Origin of the sequence: Leclercia sp. LSNIH1 (assembly GCF_002902985.1) — a bacterium.
In the GTDB taxonomy this organism is placed as follows: domain Bacteria; phylum Pseudomonadota; class Gammaproteobacteria; order Enterobacterales; family Enterobacteriaceae; genus Enterobacter.
In genome coordinates this window covers 2,255,509-2,277,241 of the sequence record NZ_CP026167.1, presented here as the reverse complement: position 1 = coordinate 2,277,241, position 21,733 = coordinate 2,255,509, and the positions used below count along the sequence as shown (strand labels likewise).

General features: G+C 54.6%; 17 protein-coding genes and 7 tRNA genes. 19 read left to right on the top strand and 5 right to left on the bottom strand.

The features are described 5' to 3' along the window. Positions 1–25: 25 nt before the first annotated feature. Together fldA and fur are read left to right on the top strand one after the other, a co-directional pair. Complete coding sequence (gene fldA / locus C2U54_RS11240; protein WP_168192007.1) at positions 26–556, top strand: flavodoxin FldA; 531 nt, start codon at positions 26–28, stop codon at positions 554–556. Positions 557–846: 290 nt separating this feature from the next. Then, positions 847–1,293, top strand: coding sequence for a ferric iron uptake transcriptional regulator (gene fur, locus C2U54_RS11235; RefSeq protein WP_010428651.1), 447 nt, complete (start codon positions 847–849; stop codon positions 1,291–1,293). 155 nt (positions 1,294–1,448) lie between these two features. Here the strand turns inward: fur and chiQ are convergent, their stop codons facing one another. The 4 genes from chiQ to nagE all read right to left on the bottom strand — a co-directional run bounded on the left by chiQ (position 1,449) and on the right by nagE (position 7,460). Further along, a complete protein-coding gene (gene chiQ, locus C2U54_RS11230) occupies positions 1,449–1,778 on the bottom strand; it encodes a ChiQ/YbfN family lipoprotein (protein WP_103181045.1) in 330 nt (109 codons plus the stop codon). Positions 1,779–1,824: 46 nt separating this feature from the next. Beyond that, entirely contained in the window at positions 1,825–3,231 is a 1,407-nt protein-coding gene (gene chiP, locus C2U54_RS11225) for a chitoporin ChiP (protein WP_103178694.1), read from the bottom strand. A 432-nt stretch (positions 3,232–3,663) separates the two neighbouring features. Beyond that, entirely contained in the window at positions 3,664–5,331 is a 1,668-nt protein-coding gene (gene glnS, locus C2U54_RS11220) for a glutamine--tRNA ligase (RefSeq protein WP_103178693.1), read from the bottom strand. Between the two features lie 179 nt (positions 5,332–5,510). After that, a complete protein-coding gene (gene nagE / locus C2U54_RS11215; protein ID WP_103178692.1) occupies positions 5,511–7,460 on the bottom strand; it encodes a PTS N-acetyl glucosamine transporter subunit IIABC in 1,950 nt (649 codons plus the stop codon). 327 nt (positions 7,461–7,787) lie between these two features. Between nagE and nagB the strand changes: the two genes are divergently transcribed. The 12 genes from nagB to C2U54_RS11150 all read left to right on the top strand — a co-directional run bounded on the left by nagB (position 7,788) and on the right by C2U54_RS11150 (position 14,658). Further along, entirely contained in the window at positions 7,788–8,588 is an 801-nt protein-coding gene (gene nagB, locus C2U54_RS11210) for a glucosamine-6-phosphate deaminase (RefSeq protein WP_103178691.1), read from the top strand. A 56-nt stretch (positions 8,589–8,644) separates the two neighbouring features. Further along, positions 8,645–9,793, top strand: coding sequence for an N-acetylglucosamine-6-phosphate deacetylase (gene nagA, locus C2U54_RS11205; protein WP_103178690.1), 1,149 nt, complete (start codon positions 8,645–8,647; stop codon positions 9,791–9,793). Positions 9,794–9,801: 8 nt separating this feature from the next. After that, positions 9,802–11,022: a DNA-binding transcriptional regulator NagC gene (gene nagC, locus C2U54_RS11200; RefSeq protein WP_103178689.1), complete on the top strand. Its 1,221-nt coding sequence runs from the start codon at positions 9,802–9,804 to the stop codon at positions 11,020–11,022. Between the two features lie 45 nt (positions 11,023–11,067). Continuing rightward, on the top strand, positions 11,068–11,820 hold the full coding sequence (locus tag C2U54_RS11195) for an HAD-IIA family hydrolase (RefSeq protein ID WP_103181044.1): 753 nt from the start codon (positions 11,068–11,070) through the stop codon (positions 11,818–11,820). A 250-nt stretch (positions 11,821–12,070) separates the two neighbouring features. Next, positions 12,071–13,735 (top strand): asparagine synthase B, encoded by a 1,665-nt coding sequence (asnB, locus tag C2U54_RS11190; RefSeq protein ID WP_103178688.1) that lies wholly within the window; start codon positions 12,071–12,073, stop codon positions 13,733–13,735. Positions 13,736–13,960: 225 nt separating this feature from the next. Beyond that, positions 13,961–14,037 (top strand) — tRNA-Met (locus C2U54_RS11180). An 8-nt stretch (positions 14,038–14,045) separates the two neighbouring features. Beyond that, a tRNA-Leu gene (locus C2U54_RS11175) sits at positions 14,046–14,130 on the top strand. Positions 14,131–14,153: 23 nt separating this feature from the next. After that, positions 14,154–14,228: transfer RNA gene (locus tag C2U54_RS11170), tRNA-Gln, on the top strand. A gap of 33 nt (positions 14,229–14,261) precedes the next feature. Further along, positions 14,262–14,336, top strand: a tRNA-Gln gene (locus C2U54_RS11165). A 16-nt stretch (positions 14,337–14,352) separates the two neighbouring features. Next, positions 14,353–14,429 (top strand) — tRNA-Met (locus tag C2U54_RS11160). A 43-nt stretch (positions 14,430–14,472) separates the two neighbouring features. Further along, positions 14,473–14,547, top strand: a tRNA-Gln gene (locus C2U54_RS11155). 36 nt (positions 14,548–14,583) lie between these two features. Next, positions 14,584–14,658: transfer RNA gene (locus tag C2U54_RS11150), tRNA-Gln, on the top strand. 97 nt (positions 14,659–14,755) lie between these two features. On the opposite strand, the gene ubiF is transcribed toward C2U54_RS11150, so the two are convergent. After that, positions 14,756–15,931, bottom strand: a complete 1,176-nt coding sequence (ubiF, locus tag C2U54_RS11145; RefSeq protein ID WP_103178686.1) for a 3-demethoxyubiquinol 3-hydroxylase — start codon at positions 15,929–15,931, stop codon at positions 14,756–14,758. A 136-nt stretch (positions 15,932–16,067) separates the two neighbouring features. On the opposite strand from ubiF, the gene miaB reads away from it, so the two are divergent. The 5 genes from miaB (at position 16,068) to lnt (ending at position 21,686) form a co-directional block, all read left to right on the top strand. After that, positions 16,068–17,498 carry a tRNA (N6-isopentenyl adenosine(37)-C2)-methylthiotransferase MiaB gene (miaB, locus tag C2U54_RS11140; protein WP_103178685.1) on the top strand — a complete coding sequence of 477 codons (1,431 nt, stop codon included), beginning with the start codon at positions 16,068–16,070 and terminating at the stop codon, positions 17,496–17,498. A gap of 150 nt (positions 17,499–17,648) precedes the next feature. Beyond that, positions 17,649–18,695 carry a PhoH family protein gene (locus tag C2U54_RS11135; protein WP_103178684.1) on the top strand — a complete coding sequence of 349 codons (1,047 nt, stop codon included), beginning with the start codon at positions 17,649–17,651 and terminating at the stop codon, positions 18,693–18,695. Continuing rightward, positions 18,692–19,159, top strand: a complete 468-nt coding sequence (gene ybeY / locus C2U54_RS11130; protein ID WP_103178683.1) for an rRNA maturation RNase YbeY — start codon at positions 18,692–18,694, stop codon at positions 19,157–19,159. The genes C2U54_RS11135 and ybeY overlap by 4 nt, the downstream gene beginning before the upstream one ends. Before the next feature lie 104 nt (positions 19,160–19,263). Continuing rightward, positions 19,264–20,142, top strand: coding sequence for a CNNM family magnesium/cobalt transport protein CorC (gene corC / locus C2U54_RS11125; protein ID WP_103178682.1), 879 nt, complete (start codon positions 19,264–19,266; stop codon positions 20,140–20,142). Positions 20,143–20,147: 5 nt separating this feature from the next. Then, positions 20,148–21,686 (top strand): apolipoprotein N-acyltransferase, encoded by a 1,539-nt coding sequence (gene lnt / locus C2U54_RS11120; protein ID WP_103178681.1) that lies wholly within the window; start codon positions 20,148–20,150, stop codon positions 21,684–21,686. Positions 21,687–21,733 lie beyond the last annotated feature (47 nt).

Sequence of the window (21,733 nt, the reverse complement as noted above, 5' to 3'; positions counted from 1 at the left end):
TAAGTTTCAAGAGGTTATTTTACTCATGGCAATCATCGGCATTTTTTTTGGCAGCGACACGGGTAATACCGAAAATATCGCAAAAAACATTCAAAAACAGCTAGGTAAAGACGTTGCCGATGTGCATGACATTGCGAAAAGCAGCAAAGAAGATATCGAAGGCTACGATATCCTGCTGCTGGGCATCCCTACCTGGTACTACGGTGAAGCGCAGTGTGACTGGGACGATTTCTTCCCGTCTCTGGAAGAGATCGATTTCAACGGCAAACTGGTTGCCCTGTTCGGCTGTGGCGATCAGGAAGATTACGCAGAGTACTTCTGCGACGCTCTCGGCACCATCCGCGATATCATTGAGCCGCGCGGCGCCGTAATCGTTGGCCACTGGCCAACTGCTGGCTACCACTTCGAAGCCTCTAAAGGTCTGGCCGATGATAACCACTTCGTGGGTCTTGCCATCGATGAAGATCGCCAGCCTGAACTGACCGCTGAGCGCGTAGAGAAATGGGTTAAGCAGGTTCGCGAAGAGCTGCACCTCGACGATATTCTCAACGCCTGATCACACTGCGGCGCAACGCCATAGTTGCGCCGCATTGATAGGTAATATCAATCAAAATAATTGCTACAAATTTTTAACTTTTCCTGGCATACCTGTACAATGATCCAGGTTCAAACGGGTCACCCTGTAACAAGTTTGTTGGCGGTACCACGTTTTTATAAGCATACTTTACTTGAGACTTGCAGTTTTCATTAGGTCATGGCAGTTCTATAATGAGACGCATTTCCCAGGTGCATTTTCTGTCACTTCTTCTTTAGAAGTGAATCGTTTAGCAACAGGACAGATTCCGCATGACTGACAACAACACCGCATTAAAGAAGGCCGGACTGAAAGTCACGCTTCCACGGTTAAAAATCCTGGAAGTGCTTCAGGGTCCGGATAACCATCATGTCAGTGCGGAAGACTTATACAAGCGTCTGATCGACATGGGCGAAGAGATTGGTCTGGCGACCGTTTACCGTGTACTGAACCAGTTCGACGATGCAGGCATCGTGACGCGTCACAACTTTGAAGGCGGGAAATCCGTATTTGAACTGACGCAGCAGCATCACCACGATCACCTGATTTGCCTGGATTGCGGCAAAGTGATCGAATTCAGCGACGACTCTATCGAATCACGTCAGCGTGAAATTGCCGCCCGTCATGGCATTCGTCTGACCAACCACAGTCTCTACCTCTATGGCCACTGTGCCGAAGGCGACTGCCGCGAAGATGATCACGCGCACGACGCGAAATAATTCATCCGCCTGCTCCGAGCCAACCTGACGGTTGGCTTTTTTATGCCTGTCATAATGTAAAAAGCCCGGTGGCGCTGCGCTTACACGGGCCTACGGGTGATTTCACCCTGGTAGACCCGGTGAGCATCGCGCCACCGGGCGTTAAAAACAGCGAATTACTTGCTGTTATTACTGCGAATTTCCTGCCAGATCTTGTCGCAATTTTTGGTCACGTCCTGATTGTTACCCGTTTTGCGCGCCATAATACAGGCCTGGTAATCCGCCACTCGCACGCTTTCCTGGGTGGCAAACTGTTCGTGCTTCTTCTCCTGGCGCAGCACGTTCAGCACGCTCTGGCAGGCTTCGATTTTTTCTGGCGAACCTTCAGCGGTATTGATACAGGCGCTGTAGGCCTCTTTCAGACGGGTGTCTTCTCTCTGGGTCTGGGGTTGTGCGCAGGCGGCCAGTCCTGATGCCAGCAGCGCAACCAGTACGAATTTTTTCAGCATAGCAGTCTCCGGTCGGCGGGGTTATCCCCCGCCGGGTGAGTCATCAGAAGATGGTGAACGGGGCGATAACCATAAACTTCACGTCACGCTCATCCTGGAAGATGTTGCCGTAGCCGCCGCCGTAGCTTGGGATGTCGGAATGGTTGTCATACTGCGTGAAGTGCAGTTTGAACATGGTGCCTTTCGCGCGACCGTCCTGCAGGGTGTAGATCGCATCCAGACTATAGGCAGACTCTTTGATCTTGTTAGAGGCGATATCTTCACGCTGGCCCGCGCTGTTGATCAGCCAGTCTGCTGGTTTTGCATCCCAGGCGTAAACATAAGAAGCACCGACGCTCCAGCCTGCGAGGTTCCAGTTGCTCAGGTCATACATCGCGCCGAAGAAGACCGCTTTTTCGCCATTGGCGTTGAAGTCGGAGCGGTTATCCCACCACACGTCCAGACGACCGTTGGACGAAGCATAGGTTGGGGTCATGCGCTGCAGGAAATAGCCCTGCTGCCCTTCCGCCTTAACGTAAGTCCCTTCCAGACGTAAGTCGACCTGACCGACCTTATAACCCAGGGTCAGCGCCTGCAGCCATGCCGTGCCGTCGTAGATATCGTTCACGGTGCCGCTATCGGCTTTATCACGCGTGCCGTAGAACTGGTAGCTGGTAGAGAGGGGGCCGCCCACGATATCCAGTTTGTAGCTCGCTTTGGCAAAGTACTGATCGATGAAGCCTTCCGCCTGGCCAAACGCGGCTTCCAGAACCAGGTTATTTTTGAAATCGTACTTCGCGCCAAAGGAGTGGAGATAATCAACGCGGGTTTTTCTGTCATTCTGATAGAACTTGTCCATCTCAAGATGCCACGGCGCTTTGTACTCGTTGGTCCACATATACGAGAAACTCAGCGCCCCGCTTTCGCCGTAGTCAAAGTTTGCCCCGGCTTCGGCACCCTGGTAGGTACCTGGCATAAAGCTCCAGTGTGGCGCTAACACGGTCTGGCCGGTTGGTTGCAGCCAGCCGCCGCGCGCCCAGACCGGGCCGTATTTAAATTTTGCTGCCGCTTTATACAGGCTGATTCCGCTCTTATCGCCGGACCAGTCCTCTTTGTAGGCTTTGTTGCTGGAGGAGAACGCAATTTCGTTCGGGTGGCCGCTGTCGCCATTTTCCGCCATTTCAATGGCCGTGAACGCAGCAAGATCAAGACCGAACATATCGGCGGCATAGCCGGACTGGAAATCGAGGTTGGCGTTCCAGGTGGAGTGAGCCAGGTTAGTTTTATATTTATCTGCTTCGACATCTTTACGGTCACGTTCACGCTGCCAGTAATAAATACCGCCCGTGAGCGTGGAATCATCAATAAAACCTTCGGCCTGGGCTTTCGGAGAAACCATCCAGCCTGACATTGCTGTTACACCGGCAATAGCCAGCGCTAGCGCACTACGTTTGCCACTGAACGTACGCATAATTAATCCTCTTTGACGTATTTAAAGCGCCTAAAACGGCGAAAAACAAAAAGTAAAAAGTGGAGGTAACCAGAAATACCCGCTTACATCTCCTCTCTGTAGACTATTTTTCGCGACGCGAATTATCAATGCTTTTCAGCGATCAAACGTCAGGATTATGACAAAGCGCACATATTTGATTGCTATTTGTAACAAAGCAAAGGAAGAAGAATATTTTATTAAAATAACAGGAATAATTAGCGAGTTATTTTTAACAGGCAGGCATTAAACAGCCATTCTGATAGCTATTACGGTGAATTTGCGAAAAGGAAGGAAAAGCGAACAGTTTTAAGAAAGGGAATTAATTCGCAACGCGAACATATCGTTAAATTCTGACCCGATTGTCTGGCAAAAAAACGCCGCAATGCGCGGCGTTTATCAGAAAATGATCGCTTATTCGCCGACTTTCGTCCAGGTATCACGCAGACCGACGGTACGGTTAAACACCAGTTTATCGGCTGTGGCGTAGCGGCTGTCGAGGCAGAAGTAACCTTCGCGCTCAAACTGATACGCATTGCCGGCAACAGCCCCTTTCAGGGATGGTTCCGCAAAGCCCTGCTTGATCACCAGCGACTCCGGGTTAATGACCTCCAGGAAGTCCTCTGCGGCACCCGGGTTTGGCACGCTGAAGAGGCGATCGTACAGACGGATCTCAACCGGCAGCGCATGTGCCGCGCTGACCCAGTGGATAACGCCTTTCACCTTGCGGCCATCGGCAGGATCTTTGCTCAGAGTCTCGGCATCGTAGCTGCAGAAGATCGTGGTGATAGTGCCTTCAGCATCTTTTTCAACACGCTCAGCTTTGATCACGTAGGCATTACGCAGGCGCACTTCTTTGCCCAGCACCAGACGTTTGTACTGCTTGTTCGCTTCTTCGCGGAAGTCGGCGCGATCGATCCAGATCTCTGCGCTGAACGGCACTTCACGGCTACCCATCTCCGGCTTGCTCGGATGGTTCGGCATGGTCACCAGCTCGCTTTCGCCCTGAGGATAGTTTTCGATAACCAGCTTAACCGGATCGATAACAGCCATCGCGCGCGGCGCATTGTCGTTCAGATCTTCGCGAATGCAGGATTCCAGCGACGCCATCTCAATGGTGTTGTCCTGCTTGGTCACGCCGATGCGTTTGCAAAACTCGCGGATAGATGCGGCGGTATAGCCACGACGACGCAGACCGGAGATGGTTGGCATACGCGGGTCATCCCAGCCTTCAACGTGCTTGTCGGTAACCAGCAGGTTCAGCTTACGCTTGGACATCACGGTGTATTCCAGATTCAGACGAGAGAATTCGTACTGACGCGGATGCACCGGAATGGAGATGTTATCCAGCACCCAGTCATACAGACGACGGTTGTCCTGGAACTCCAGCGTACATAAGGAGTGAGTAATGCCTTCCAGCGCATCGCTGATGCAGTGGGTGAAGTCGTACATTGGGTAGATGCACCACTTGCTGCCGGTCTGATGGTGATCGGCAAACTTAATGCGGTACAGCACCGGGTCACGCATCACGATAAATGGTGAGGCCATATCGATTTTAGCGCGCAGGCAGGCTTTACCCTCTTCGAAGCCACCGGCACGCATTTTTTCAAACAGCGCCAGGTTCTCTTCCACGCTGCGATCGCGGTACGGGCTGTTTTTGCCCGGCGCGGTCAGCGTGCCGCGGTATTCGCGGATTTCGTCAGCGGAAAGCTCGTCAACGTAGGCCAGACCTTTGTTGATCAGCTCTACGGCGTAAGCATACAGCTGGTCAAAATAGTCGGAGGAGTAGCAGATGTCGCCAGACCAGTTGAAGCCCAACCATTGCACGTCGTTCTTAATGGACTCTACGTATTCGATATCTTCTTTCACCGGGTTGGTGTCATCGAAACGCAGGTTGCATTGACCCTGATAGTCCTGCGCGATGCCGAAGTTCAGGCAGATCGATTTCGCATGACCAATATGCAGGTAGCCATTCGGCTCCGGCGGGAAACGGGTATGAACTGTGGTGTGCTTACCAGTGGCCAGATCTTCATCAATGATCTGACGGATAAAGTTGCTCGGGCGGGCTTCAGCCTCACTCATCGTGGATTCCTCAAAGCGTAAACGACGTATAACGGCATATGATCTTATAAGCCGGGCGTAGTGACAACCTTTAGTTACGCAAAAAACGGTCCCGGAAGAGAATTATGAGGGCGATTGCTGCAAAAAAAAGCGGCGGGGATATCCCCGCCGCTCAGGCACTAACGCTTACTCAGGAGCACTTATTTGCCTTTAATTTCATACAGAGGTGTCTGACCGGCCACAACCTGACCCTGCGCCTTAATGACCAGGCCGCTGAAGTCATCGATATTGCTGCAGACAACCGGGCTAATCATCGAGCGCGCGTTGGCGTTCAGGTAGTCGAGATCCATCTCCAGAACCGGCTGACCCGCCACCACTTCCGCACCCTCTTCGACCAGGCGTTTGAAGCCCTGGCCACCCAGCGCTACGGTATCGATGCCCATGTGGACAACGATCTCCGCCCCTTTGTCGGTTTCCAGGCAGAACGCGTGGTTGGTATTGAAGATTTTAACGATGGTGCCCGCCGCAGGCGACACAACGGTTTTCTCCGTTGGTTTAACCGCGACACCGTCACCCACGGCTTTACTGGCGAAGGCTTCATCAGGAACCTGCTCCAGAGCCACCACCTCACCGGTGACTGGCGAAACCAGTGCGGCAATGGTTACCGCATTTGGCACCGCCTGCGGTTTCGCAACCGGCGCGTCAGCCACGGGTGCGCTATCCGTTGAGGCAGCAGCAACCGGCCCACGGGCAACCACTTTTTTCATTTCGTCGCCGATAGATTCGGCCTTCGCACCCACGATAACCTGGATGGTTTGTTTGTTCAGTTTCACCACACCAGACGCGCCCAGGCGTTTGCACATGGCATCGCTCACGCGCGCAGAGTCGCCAACGGTCAGACGCAGGCGGGTAATACAGGCATCAATGGCTTTCAGGTTATCGGTACCGCCTACAGCGGCAATGTAGCTGGTTGCCAGCTGAGTTAAACCTTCTTCCGTATTGCTGTTTGCTTCACTGGTTACGACGTCATCTTTTGTCTCTTCACGGCCCGGCGTTTTGAGGTTAAACATACGAATAACCGCGCTGAACAGGAGGAAGTAGATAACGAAGAACACCAGGCCCATCACCATCAGCATCCAGACGTTGCTGCTTGCCGCCGGCAGGTTGTACATCAACACGTAGTCGATAGCGCCTGCGGAGAAGGAGAAGCCAGCATGGATACCCAGAAGAGTGGCCACAAACAGGCTGATACCGGTCAGGATGGCGTGCATGAGATACAGCAGCGGCGCCAGGAACATGAACAGGAATTCCAGTGGCTCGGTCACGCCGGTCAGGAAGGCCGTGATCGCAACGGACAGCAGCATACCGCCAACCATTGGGCGACGCGCTTTCGGCGCAGCCAGGTACATTGCCAGCGCAGCGCCAGGCAGACCAAACATCATGATTGGGAAGAAGCCGGACATGAACATGCCCGCGGTGCCGTCGCCTGCGTAGAAACGGTTGATATCACCGTGGAATACGGCACCCGCCGCGTTGGTGAACTCACCAATCTGGAACCAGGCGATGGTGTTCAGCACCTGATGCAGACCCGTTGGGATCAGCAGACGGTTGATGAAACCGAAGATACCCGCACCCATTGCGCCCGCGGAAACGATCCACTCGCCACCCGCATGGATAGCGTGCTGCACCGGTGGCCACACGTAGCCAAAGATGGCGGCAAGGATCAGACAGAAAAAGCCCGTCGCGATCGGCACGAAACGTTTTCCGCCGAAGAAGCTCAGGAAGTCAGGGAGTTTGATACCTGCCCAGCGGTTGTAGACGGCACCACCGACGAGACCGGTAATGATACCCGCCAGTACGCCCATGTTGATTTCAGGGTTGATGGTCACCATCGCTTTCGTGAGGATGAAGTAACCCACGGCCCCGGCCAGTGCCGCAGCACCAGCGCTGTCTTTTGACCAGCTTGACGCCACACCGATGGCAAAAATCAGCGCCAGGTTGTCAAAAATTGCGCCGCCAGCCTGAGCAATAAACGGCACGTTAAGAAGATCGGGTTGCCCGAATCGCAGCAGGAGCGCTGCAACCGGTAGCACGGCGATAGGGAGCTGCAAAGCCCTACCGAGGCGCTGGAAAAAACCTAAAATATTCATCCTATTCCCCCTACGAGACCCTTTGTTAAGGCTCGCGCATAAACTATGTTTTTTATTGTGTAACGAACGATAAATACAGTTGATGATTCACTGGCTTTGAGAGTGTCTGAAAAATTAATTCGTATCGCAAATTAAACGCGTACTTTTTGTGAGTTTTGTCACCAAATATTGTTTCTTCCCCTCCCCTGTACTGGCAAACAGTGAAAACTTATTTTATGATACGAAAAATCAGGACGGATTGACCCCTCTCGGTGTGAAACAGGTTAGGCTTATATCATACCCCGACAAGCAATCCGCCAACTTTTACTAAAACTTCAGAGGTGAATAATGAGACTGATCCCCCTGGCAACCGCAGAACAAGTCGGCAAATGGGCTGCTCGCCATATCGTACAACGTATCAACGCGTTCAAACCGACAGCCGATCGTCCTTTTGTACTGGGTCTGCCTACCGGTGGCACACCTCTTACCGCCTATAAAGCACTGGTTGAGATGCATAAAGCGGGCCAGGTTAGCTTTGAACATGTTGTCACCTTCAACATGGACGAGTATGTAGGCCTGCCAAAAGAGCACCCGGAGAGCTACCATAGCTTCATGCACCGGAACTTCTTTGATCACATTGATATTAAACCGGAAAATATTAATCTGCTGGACGGAAATGCCCCGGATATTGATGCAGAGTGCCGTCATTACGAAGAAAAAATCCGTGCTTACGGTAAAATCCACCTGTTCATGGGTGGCGTCGGTAACGACGGTCATATCGCCTTCAACGAACCTGCTTCTTCTCTGGCCTCCCGTACCCGTATCAAAACCCTGACACATGACACCCGTGTGGCAAACTCCCGTTTCTTTGATGGCGACGTTAACCAGGTGCCAAAATATGCCCTGACCGTTGGCGTGGGTACCCTGCTGGATGCGGAAGAAGTGATGATTCTGGTGCTGGGCAGCGTAAAAGCGCAGGCGCTGCAGGCGGCGGTAGAAGGCAACGTCAACCACATGTGGACCATCAGCTGTCTGCAGCTGCATCCGAAAGCCGTTGTGGTATGCGATGAACCGTCTACCATGGAACTGAAAGTGAAGACGTTGAAGTATTTCAACGAATTAGAAGCAGAAAATATTAAAGGTCTGTAATGTGACGCCGTCTCTGCCTGCAGAGACGGCATGCTATTTTTAAACCGGGGGTCGTTATGTACGCTTTAACCCACGGTCGGATTTATACCGGCCATGAAATTCTGGATGACCATGCGATCGTTATCGCCAATGGCCTGATTGAACGTGTCTGCCCACTGGCCGAACTGCCAGCGGACATTGAACAACGCTCGCTCAATGGAGCAATCATCTCCCCCGGTTTTATCGACGTACAGCTTAACGGCTGTGGCGGCGTGCAGTTCAACGATACCGCCGAAGCCGTCACCGTTGAAACGCTGGAAATTATGCAGCGCGCCAATGAAAAATCGGGCTGCACCAGCTACCTGCCGACGCTTATCACCACCAGCGACGACCTGATGAAGCAAGGCGTTCGCGTGATGCGTGAATATCTGGCGAAATATCCACACCAGGCGCTGGGTCTGCACCTTGAGGGGCCGTGGCTGAATATCGTCAAGAAAGGCACCCATAATCCTGATTACGTCCGTAAACCTGACGGTGAACTGGTTGATTTTCTCTGTGCCAACGCGGATGTGATCACCAAAGTGACCCTGGCGCCAGAAATGGTCGATCCTGAGGTGATCCGCAAGCTGGCGGGCGCAGGTATTGTGGTCTCTGCAGGGCATTCCAACGCCACGCTAAAAGAGGCCAAAGTGGGCTTCCGCGCCGGTATCACCTTCGCGACCCATCTTTATAATGCTATGCCTTATATTACCGGACGCGAACCCGGTCTCGCCGGGGCGATCTTCGACGAACCAGATGTCTATTGCGGCATTATTGTTGACGGTTTACATGTCGATTACGCCAACGTGCGTAACGCTAAGCGCCTGAAAGGTGACAAACTGTGTCTGGTAACAGACGCCACGGCACCAGCTGGGGCAAATATTGAACAGTTCATTTTTGCTGGTAAAACAATATACTACCGGAATGGACTCTGTGTGGATGAGAACGGAACGTTAAGCGGTTCGGCTCTGACCATGATCGAAGGCGTGCGCAATCTGGTTGAACATTGCAGCATTGCCCTCGATGAAGTGCTGCGTATGGCAACGCTCTATCCGGCACGCGCGATAGGCGTAGATAAACAGCTGGGCAGTATTGCACCGGGGATGGTCGCTAACCTCACCGCATTCACACACGATTATAAAATCATCAAGACCATCGTTAATGGTAACGAGGTCGTTACAGAGTAAGCGAAAGTATGACACCTGGCGGACAAGCTCAAATTGGCAACGTTGATCTGGTAAAACAGCTGAACAGTGCGGCGGTTTATCGACTGATTGACCAGCACGGACCCATCTCGCGGATTCAGATTGCAGAACAGAGCCAGCTTGCCCCCGCCAGCGTGACGAAAATTACCCGTCAGCTTATTGAGCGCGGGCTGATTAAAGAAGTGGATCAGCAGGCCTCCACCGGAGGCCGTCGCGCTATCTCAATTGTTACCGAAACCCGTCATTTCCACGCCATTGGCGTGCGCCTTGGACGTCATGACGCCACCCTGACGCTGTACGATCTCAGCAGTAAGGCCATTGCTGAAGAGCACTATGCCCTGCCGGAACGCACTCAGGAGACCCTCGAACATGCGCTGCTTAACGCCATCGAGCTGTTTATCGAATCCTGCCAGCGCAAAATCCGCGAGCTGATTGCCATTTCGGTGATCCTGCCCGGGCTCGTCGATCCCGAAAGCGGCGTGATCCGCTATATGCCGCATATTCAGGTCGAAAACTGGGCGCTGATCGACGCGCTGGAAAAGCGTTTCGCCGTAACCTGCTTTGTGGGTCACGATATCCGCAGCCTGGCGCTGGCCGAGCACTACTTTGGTGCAAGTCAGGATTGTGAAGACTCAATTCTGGTGCGCGTTCACCGCGGTACGGGTGCCGGTATTATCTCTAATGGCCGCATTTTTATTGGCCGTAACGGTAACGTGGGCGAGATTGGCCACATTCAGGTTGACCCGCTGGGTGAGCGCTGCCACTGCGGCAACTTTGGCTGTCTGGAAACCGTCGCTGCCAACGCCGCCATTGAGCAGCGGGTGCGCCATCTGCTGGAGCAGGGTTATCAGAGCCGCGTCACGCTCGATGACTGTAAAATCAGCGCCATCTGCCGGGCGGCCAATAAGGGCGACGCGTTAGCCAGTGAAGTGATTGAGCAGGTTGGCCGTCATCTGGGTAAAACCATTGCCATCGCCATCAACCTGTTTAACCCACAAAAAGTGGTGATCGCCGGTGAAATTACCGAGGCCGAAAAAGTGCTGCTGCCTGCCATCGAAGGGTGCATCAATACCCAGGCGCTGAAGGCGTTTCGCCAGAACCTGCCGGTGGTTCGCTCCGCGCTGAACGACCGTTCCGCGATTGGCGCTTTTGCCCTGGTAAAACGCGCCATGCTTAACGGTATCCTGTTGCAGCGTTTGCTGGAAAGCTGACAGCGCTTTATAGTGACGCCTTCTTTTTTTGATGTCGGGAAGTTCATGACCATTAAGAATGTTATTTGTGATATCGACGGCGTGCTGATGCACGACAACGTTGCCGTGCCGGGCGCTGCAGAGTTTCTTAACGGCATCATGGAAAAGGGTATGCCGCTGGTGCTGCTCACTAACTTCCCGTCGCAGACCGGACAGGATCTGGCGAACCGTTTTGCCACCGCCGGTATCGATGTGCCCGCCAGCGTCTTCTATACCTCGGCAATGGCCACCGCAGATTTCCTGAAGCGTCAGGAAGGCAAAAAAGCGTATGTAGTCGGTGAAGGCGCACTGATCCATGAACTGTACAAAGCGGGCTTTACCATCACCGACGTCAATCCCGACTTTGTTATCGTTGGCGAAACGCGCTCCTATAACTGGGAGATGATGCACAAGGCGGCCTTCTTTGTCGCCAACGGCGCCCGCTTTATCGCCACCAACCCGGATACCCATGGCCGCGGCTTTTATCCGGCCTGCGGCGCGCTCTGTGCCGGTATTGAGAAGATGACTGGCCGCATGCCGTTTTATGTTGGTAAGCCCAGCCCGTGGATCATTCGTGCGGCACTCAACACAATGCAGGCCCATTCGGAAGATACGGTGATTGTGGGCGATAACCTGCGCACCGATATTCTGGCCGGCTTCCAGGCCGGGCTGGAAACCATCCTGGTCCTGTCGGGGGTATCCACCCTGGACGATATCGATTCGATGCCGTTCCGACCAAGCTGGATTTACCCCTCGGTCGCGGAAATTGATGTCCTGTAACCCAAAACCACGTCTCCGGACGTGGTTTTTTCATTTTGCCTCGTCAAAAATAGAAATCCATCTAATAAAAAACGCCTTTTACTGAATAAACATCAATAATCCAGCTTAAGGCGTACGCTTTTTTCAACATTCATCAACAGGTATTGCACTTTTTTCTTTTTACCCGGCAAATCGCTTGCCGCCCCTCCGCTTTTGCGGCATTTTCATAAGCAAGCAACATCACACTGCAACAGGGTTAATGGAGAAGGTTATGTGTTCAATTTTCGGCGTACTGGATATCAAAACTGACGCAGGCGAACTGCGTAAAAAAGCACTGGAACTCTCCCGTCTGATGCGCCATCGCGGCCCGGACTGGTCCGGTGTCTACGCCAGCGATAAAGCCATCCTGGCGCACGAGCGTCTGTCGATTGTGGATGTCAATGCCGGTGCCCAGCCGTTATATAACGAGAAAAAAACCCATGCGCTGGCGGTCAACGGTGAAATCTACAACCACCAGGCGCTGCGCGCGGAGTACGGCGATCGCTACACCTTCCAGACCGGTTCTGACTGCGAAGTGATCCTGGCCCTCTACCAGGAGAAAGGGCCCGAGTTCCTCGACGATCTGCAGGGTATGTTTGCCTTTGCGCTGTACGATAGCGAAAAAGATGCGTACCTGATTGGCCGCGACCACATCGGGATTATCCCGCTCTATATGGGCCATGATGAGCACGGCAACTTCTATGTTGCCTCTGAAATGAAAGCCCTGGTGCCGGTTTGCCGCACCATCAAAGAGTTCCCGGCAGGCAGCTATCTGTGGAGCCAGGATGGCGAAATTCGCCAGTACTATCAGCGCGACTGGTTCGATTACGATGCCGTTAAAGACAACGTCACCGATAAAAACGAGCTGCGCCAGGCGCTGGAAGATTCAGTGAAAAGCCACCTGATGTCGGACGTGCCTTACGGCGTGCTGCTCTCAGGCGGTCTGGACTCGTCCGTTATCTCGGCGATCACCAAAAAGTATGCCGCACGTCGCGTGGAAGATCAGGAGCGCTCCGAAGCCTGGTGGCCGCAGCTGCACTCCTTCGCCGTCGGCCTGGAAGGATCCCCGGACCTGAAAGCCGCGCAGGAGGTGGCAAATCACCTGGGCACCGTGCACCATGAGATCCACTTTACGGTGCAGGAAGGGCTGGATGCTATCCGCGACGTTATCTATCACATTGAAACCTATGATGTGACCACCATCCGCGCCTCCACGCCGATGTACCTGATGTCCCGTAAAATCAAAGCGATGGGCATTAAAATGGTGCTTTCCGGAGAAGGTTCTGACGAAGTGTTCGGCGGCTACCTCTACTTCCATAAAGCGCCGGATGCCAAAGAGCTGCACGAAGAGACCGTGCGTAAACTGCAGGCCCTGCACATGTTTGACTGCGCCCGTGCCAACAAAGCGATGTCTGCATGGGGTGTTGAAGCGCGCGTCCCCTTCCTGGATAAAAAATTCCTCGACGTGGCCATGCGTATCAACCCGCAGGACAAAATGTGCGGCAACGGCAAGATGGAGAAACACGTTCTGCGCGAATGCTTCGAATCTTACCTGCCTGCAAGCGTGGCATGGCGTCAGAAAGAGCAGTTCTCTGACGGCGTAGGTTACAGCTGGATCGACACCCTGAAAGAGGTGGCAGCGAAGCAGATTTCCGATCAGCAACTGGAAACCGCCAGCTTCCGCTTCCCGTACAACACGCCGGGTTCGAAAGAAGCCTATCTGTACCGTGAGATCTTCGAAGAGCTGTTCCCGCTGCCAAGCGCAGCAGAGTGTGTTCCTGGCGGTCCTTCCGTCGCCTGCTCCTCGGCGAAAGCCATTGAGTGGGATGAAGCTTTCAAAACCATGAACGATCCATCAGGTCGTGCCGTGGGTGTGCATCAGTCCGCCTATAAGTAATCAGTCAGATCGCCATGAGGCCCTTCGGGGCCTCTTTTTTTGCCTCGCGTTTCGCTGGACAAAAACGATTAATAACCAATAATTGCCGAATATTCGGTCACGCTGTTCGCAACCTAACCAAACAGTCACATTCCAGACATTTTCGTTGAAAAAGGTGTTGACGCTGCAAGGGTCTATACGCATAATGCGCCCCGCAACGCCGATAAGGTAACGCGAAAAAAAGATGGCTACGTAGCTCAGTTGGTTAGAGCACATCACTCATAATGATGGGGTCACAGGTTCGAATCCCGTCGTAGCCACCATCTTTTTTGCGGGAGTGGCGAAATTGGTAGACGCACCAGATTTAGGTTCTGGCGCCGCAAGGTGTGCGAGTTCAAGTCTCGCCTCCCGCACCATTCCCAGGTAAGCGTTGCACGGATGGGGTATCGCCAAGCGGTAAGGCACCGGTTTTTGATACCGGCATTCCCTGGTTCGAATCCAGGTACCCCAGCCATATTTCTTCGATTTTGCGGTTCTCCGCGGTTATTGGGGTATCGCCAAGCGGTAAGGCACCGGTTTTTGATACCGGCATTCCCTGGTTCGAATCCAGGTACCCCAGCCATCGAAGAAAGCAGTCTGGCTACGTAGCTCAGTTGGTTAGAGCACATCACTCATAATGATGGGGTCACAGGTTCGAATCCCGTCGTAGCCACCATATCAGCTTGTATCGATTCCGGTCGGTAAAGCAAAAAAATTGTTGGGGTATCGCCAAGCGGTAAGGCACCGGATTCTGATTCCGGCATTCCGAGGTTCGAATCCTCGTACCCCAGCCAATTTAAAAAGTCGTTAAGCTATTTGTTTAACGCAATTGGGGTGTCGCCAAGCGGTAAGGCTCTGGTTTCTGATACCAGCATTCCGGGGTTCGAATCCCTGCACCCCAGCCACATAAAAAAAGCTCGCTTCGGCGAGCTTTTTGCTTTTCTACGTTTCCAGACTGAACAAGCCGGGTGGCGGCTTCGCCTTACCCGGCCCAGGGAATGTCTAGAGCCCTAAGGCGTACTTCAGCGCCTGACGTTTCAGTCCACCGGCGCGCTGTGCCGCCATCAATCCCACATTACGCAGGATGCGCAGCGGCCCGAGATCGTTGCTGAACCCGGCGTAAAAGAGATCCATCCCGGACTGCATAATGAAGTTATCTGCCATCCGTCGCGTCTGATAACGCTTAAGCACCTGATGGCTGGCCCAGGCTTCGCCGTGGCTGCGGGCATTACTGAGTACATCTATCAGCGCTTCGACGTCGCGATAGCCCAGGTTAACCCCCTGCCCCGCCAGCGGATGAATGGTATGCGCCGCATCGCCGACCAGCGCCAGCCCTTCGCGGGCATACTTCAGCGCATGACGACGCGTCAGGGGGAATGCCCCTGCGGCGACCGGCGTGACCTTACCCAGACGCGGCGGGAAATGGTGGGCGATTTCGCGCTGCAGCTGTTCCATAGAGAGCCCCTGCAGCTGGCGGATCCGCGCGGGGGTGTCATACCACACCAGGGATGCCCAACGGTCAAACAGCGGTAAAAACGCGTGCGGACCGTTCGGGGTGAAATGCTGCCAGGTGCTGTCACCCGGATCGTTCTCACAGGCGACGGTGATCAGCATGCAGGATTGCTGATATTGCCAGGCGTGAATGCCGATCCCGGCCAGCTCGCGCACCCGGGAATTTGCGCCGTCGGCCCCAACCAGCAGTTTCACCGCCAGCTGCTCGCCATTATCCAGCTCAATCAAATGCTGATCGTTGTGGCGGTGGAGCGCCTTCACCGACGCAGGAACGCGCAGCGTCACCTGCGGATGCGCCTCCAGCGCCTGCCAGAGCGCCTGTTGCAGCACCCTATTTTCAACCATGTAACCCAGCAGCGGAAGTTTCAGCTCCGCGGCGTCAAACACCACGTGGGCGTTTTCCCACTCCCAGGTCTCCAGGCGACGATACGGATGCGCGCGCATGGCCAGCACCGCATCCCATACCCCCAGCCCACGAAGCAGATCAACTGACGCGGCGCTGATCGCCGAAATGCGTACATCCGGCTGCTGTGACGCGTCAAAAGCAGCAGGTGGCGCCTGTTCGATAACGGTTACGTCGAACCCGTGTTGCGCCAGCCCCAGCGCCAGCGCCCCGCCGACCATACCGCCGCCGACGACGGCGATCCCGGCTTGTTGGATAGTCATGGTCATTTGTCCTTATTTGATAATCTCCTAAGTTTACCGGATTTTTTTGGCCTTGAGGCTGACAACCTTCATACTGGTCACAACCGCACCAAAGCATTACAATACGCGCCCTGCAATCCTGAGCATGAGCAAGTCGATGACAAAAAAACTCCATATTAAAACCTGGGGCTGTCAGATGAACGAATACGATTCATCCAAGATGGCCGATCTGCTGGATGCCACCCATGGGTATCAACTCACCGACGTGGCGGAAGAGGCAGATGTGCTGCTGCTGAATACCTGCTCAATCCGTGAGAAGGCGCAGGAAAAAGTCTTTCACCAGTTAGGTCGCTGGAAGCTCCTCAAGCAGAAAAACCCGGATATCATCATCGGCGTCGGCGGTTGTGTTGCCTCGCAAGAAGGGAAGCTGATTCGTCAGCGCGCCCACTACGTCGACATTATTTTTGGTCCGCAGACCCTGCACCGTCTGCCGGAGATGATCAACGCCGTACGCGGAAGCGGTAATCGCAAGGCGATTATTGACGTCAGCTTCCCGGAAATCGAAAAATTTGACCGTCTGCCGGAACCGCGCGCAGATGGCCCGACCGCCTTCGTCTCCATCATGGAAGGCTGCAATAAATACTGCACCTACTGCGTGGTGCCTTATACCCGCGGCGAAGAAGTCAGCCGTCCTTGCGACGACATCCTGTTTGAGATCGCCCAACTGGCGGCACAGGGTGTGCGCGAAGTGAACCTGCTCGGGCAGAACGTTAACGCCTGGCGCGGCGAGAACTATGACGGCAGCACCGGCTCGTTTGCTGAACTGCTGCGTCTGGTGGCGGCGATTGACGGTATCGACCGCATCCGCTTTACCACCAGCCACCCGATCGAATTTACCGATGACATCATCGAGGTTTACCGCGATACGCCAGAGCTGGTGAGCTTCCTGCATCTGCCGATCCAGTGTGGTTCTGACCGCGTACTGAACCTGATGGGCCGCACCCACACCGTGCTGGAATATAAAGCGATTATCCGCAAGCTGCGTGAAGCGCGCCCGGATATTCAGATAAGCTCTGACTTCATCGTCGGCTTCCCGGGGGAAACGGACGACGATTTTGAACGCACCATGAAGGTGATTGGTGATGTGAACTTCGACGTGAGTTACAGCTTCATCTTCTCGGCGCGTCCAGGGACGCCTGCCGCCGATATGGTTGACGACGTGCCGGAAGAGGTGAAAAAGCAGCGTCTCTATATTCTGCAGGATCGCATTAACCAGCAGGCCAACGCCTGGAGCCGCCGGATGCTCGGCACCGTGCAGCGTGTACTGGTAGAAGGCACTTCACGTAAGAGCATCATGGAGCTCTCTGGCCGTACGGAGAACAACCGCGTGGTGAACTTCGAAGGTACGCCGGATCTGGTGGGCAAGTTCGTCGATATTGAGATCCTCGAGGTGCTGACCAACTCCCTGCGTGGCAAACTGGTGCGCACCGAAGATGAAATGGGCCTGCGCGTCGCCCAGTCGCCGGAATCGGTGATTGCCCGTACCCGTAAAGAAAACGATCTCGGCGTCAGCGTTTATCAGCCGTGATCCTTCGGCCTGTCGTTTCTGACAGGCCTTGTATTTCCCCCTGCTCTCCCCCATATCCTTCGCAATGCTTGCGCCTTTATTCCGTGGCGTGAATACTTTCATAAGACAGACCCACTGCCCTATGACACCCGAGACATTAAGAGGAACGGTTTGAATATAGACACACGTGAAATTACCCTTGAGCCAGCAGACAACGCTCGCCTGCTGAGCCTGTGCGGGCCGTTTGATGACAACATCAAACATCTGGAGCGACGTCTGGGTATCGAGATTAATCGTCGCGATAACCAGTTCAAACTCACCGGACGCGCCATTTGCGTCAATGCCGCTGCGGATATTCTCCGTAGTCTGTACGTTGATACCGCGCCGATGCGCGGTGAAACTCAGGATATTGAGCCGGAACAGATCCATCTGGCGATCAAAGAATCGCGAGTGCTGGAGCAGAGCGCGGAGAGCGTGCCGGAATTCGGCAAGGCTATCCACATTCAGACCAAGCGTGGCGTCATTAAGCCGCGCACGCCAAACCAGGCGCAGTACATCGCCAATATCCTCGATCATGACATCACCTTCGGTGTCGGCCCGGCAGGTACTGGTAAAACCTACCTTGCGGTGGCTGCTGCCGTGGATGCCCTTGAGCGCCAGGAGATCCGCCGCATTCTGCTCACCCGTCCGGCCGTTGAAGCGGGCGAGAAGCTGGGCTTCCTGCCTGGTGACCTGAGCCAGAAGGTCGATCCTTACCTGCGCCCGCTGTACGATGCGCTGTTTGAGATGCTTGGCTTTGAGAAGGTCGAAAAACTGATTGAACGTAACGTCATCGAAGTGGCTCCGCTGGCCTATATGCGTGGCCGTACCCTGAACGACGCGTTCATCATCCTGGATGAGAGCCAGAACACCACCATCGAACAGATGAAGATGTTCCTGACCCGTATTGGCTTTAACTCCAAAGCGGTGATCACCGGCGATATCACCCAGGTCGACCTGCCACGCAGCACCAAGTCGGGTCTGCGTCACGCTATTGAAGTCCTGTCCGAAGTGGACGAAATCAGCTTCAACTTCTTCCACAGTGAAGACGTGGTGCGCCACCCGGTGGTTGCCCGCATCGTCACGGCGTATGAAGCGTGGGAAGCCGCAGATCAAAAACGTAAAGCAGAACAGGCCGCGGAACGTAAACGCGAAGCCCAGGAGCAAGAGCAGAAATGAGTCAGGTGATCCTCGATTTACAGCTGGCCTGTGAAGATAACGCCGGCCTGCCGGAAGAGAGCCAGTTCCAGGCGTGGCTGAATGCCGTCATCCCGCAGTTTCAGGAGGAGTCAGAAGTCACGATTCGCCTGGTGGATGAAGCAGAAAGCCACGACCTGAACCTGACCTACCGCGGGAAAGATAAGCCGACCAACGTGCTCTCTTTCCCGTTCGAAGCCCCACCGGGTATCGAAATGCCGCTGCTTGGCGATCTGATCATCTGCCGCCAGGTGGTTGAGCAGGAAGCGAAGGAGCAGCAGAAGCCCCTCGAGGCCCACTGGGCGCACATGGTGGTGCACGGCAGCCTGCATCTGCTGGGCTACGACCACATTGAAGATGACGAAGCGGAAGAGATGGAATCCCTTGAGACAGAGATAATGCTTGCTCTGGGCTATGAGGATCCGTACATTGCCGAGAAAGAGTAGTCTGTAGGGCGCGTTTGCGCCTTACTGGCATAATGTGCCGTTGCGTATGACAAAAGTCCGCGACGGCAGTCAACAGACCAACATGAGAACCCTTAACAAACGCCATGAGCGACGACAATTCACACAGTAGCGACACACCAAACAGCAAAAAAGGATTTTTCTCCCTCCTTCTGAGCCAGCTGTTCCACGGTGAACCTAAAAACCGTGATGACCTTCTGGAGCTTATCCGTGACTCCGGGCAGAACGAGCTTATCGATGAAGATACGCGCGAGATGCTTGAAGGGGTAATGGACATCGCCGACCAGCGCGTTCGCGATATCATGATCCCCCGTTCGCAGATGATTACCCTGAAACGCAACCAGACCCTGGATGAGTGCCTCGATGTCATTATCGAATCCGCTCACTCACGTTTCCCGGTGATCAGCGAAGACAAAGACCACATTGAAGGAATTTTGATGGCCAAGGATCTGCTGCCGTTTATGCGCAGCGATGCCGAAGCCTTCAGCATGGAAAAAGTGTTACGTCAGGCGGTAGTGGTCCCGGAAAGTAAGCGGGTCGATCGCATGCTGAAAGAGTTCCGCTCTCAGCGCTACCACATGGCGATTGTTATCGATGAATTTGGCGGTGTTTCGGGCCTGGTCACCATCGAAGATATTCTTGAGCTGATTGTTGGCGAAATTGAAGATGAATATGACGAAGAAGAGGATATCGACTTCCGTCAGTTGAGCCGCCACACCTGGACCGTGCGTGCGCTCGCCCCAATCGAAGATTTCAATGACACCTTCGGCACGCATTTCAGCGACGAAGAGGTAGATACCATCGGCGGGCTGGTGATGCAGGCGTTTGGTCACCTGCCGGCGCGTGGCGAAACCGTGGAAATTGACGGCTATCAGTTCAAGGTGGCGATGGCCGACAGTCGACGTATTATTCAGGTTCATGTCAGAATGCCGGACAATGCTCCGCAACCCACACTGGATGATTGATTTAAATGGCATTTGCCCCCTTGCTTGAACGCCAGCGCACGCGTCTGCTGCTGGCGCTGATCCTCGGAGCCAGCGGTACGCTGGCTTTTTCCCCTTATGACTTCTGGCCAGCGGCCCTCCTTTCTCTGATGGGACTCCAGGGGCTGACCCTTAACCGACGCCCTGTTCAGGCGGCGGCGATTGGCTATTTCTGGGGGCTGGGCCTGTTTGGCTCCGGTATTAACTGGGTTTACGTCAGTATTGCCCAGTTTGGCGGCATGCCAGGCCCGGTGAATGTTTTCCTCGTGGTGCTGCTGGCGGCGTACCTCTCGCTCTACACGGGTCTGTTTGCCGGGATCCTCTCCCGCTTGTGGCCAAAAACCAGCTGGCTGCGGGTGGCGATTGCCGCCCCGGTGGTCTGGCAAATTACCGAGTTCCTGCGCGGCTGGGTGCTGACCGGCTTTCCGTGGCTGCAGTTCGGCTACAGCCAGATAGATGGCCCGCTAAAGGGCCTGGCGCCGGTGATGGGCGTCGAGGCGATCAACTTCCTGCTGATGGTGGTAAGCGGCCTGCTGGTGCTGGCGTTGGTGCAGCGCAACGGGCGAGCGCTGGTCATGGCTGTGGTGCTTTTTGCCCTGCCTTTCCCGCTGCGTTATATCCAGTGGTTTACCCTTGAGCCGGAACGCGCCACCCAGGTGTCGATGGTGCAGGGTAATATTCCCCAGTCGCTGAAATGGGATGAAGGTCAGTTGATCAACACCCTGAAAATTTATCTGGATGCCACCCAGAAAGAGATGGGCAAATCCCAGCTGATTATCTGGCCTGAGTCGGCAATCCCGGATCTGGAGATCAACCAGCAGCGTTTTCTGACCATGATGGACGATCTGTTGCGGGCGCGAAACTCCACGCTGATCACCGGGATCGTTGACGCGCGGCTGAACAAGCAGAACCGTTACGACACTTACAACACCATTATCACGCTGGGAAAAGACAATCCCTACAGCTATGAGTCGACGAACCGCTACAACAAGAATCACCTGGTGCCTTTTGGTGAGTTTGTGCCGCTGGAGTCGATTCTGCGTCCGCTGGCACCGTTTTTCGATCTGCCGATGTCCTCCTTTAGCCGGGGCGCCTACGTTCAGCCTCAGCTGAGCGCCCACGGCTTTTTACTGACCGCCGCCATTTGCTACGAGATCATCCTCGGTGAGCAGGTGCGGGATAATTTCCGCCCGAACACCGACTATCTGCTGACCATCTCCAACGATGCCTGGTTCGGTAAGTCGATCGGCCCATGGCAGCATTTCCAGATGGCGCGGATGCGCTCCCTGGAGCTGGCGCGCCCTCTGCTGCGCAGCACCAACAACGGCATTACCGCCGTGATTGGTCCGCAGGGTGAAATTCAGGCCATGCTGCCGCAGTTCACCCGCGACGTGCTGACCACAAAAGTCACGCCGACGACCGGGCTGACGCCTTACGCCCGCACCGGCAACTGGCCCCTGTGGATCCTCACCGCGCTGTTCGGTTTTGGCGCCGTGCTGATGAGCCTGCGCCAGCGCCGCAAGTAGTCCCCTCCCCCTCTTTGCCCGGCGGCGCTACGCTTGCCGGGCCTACG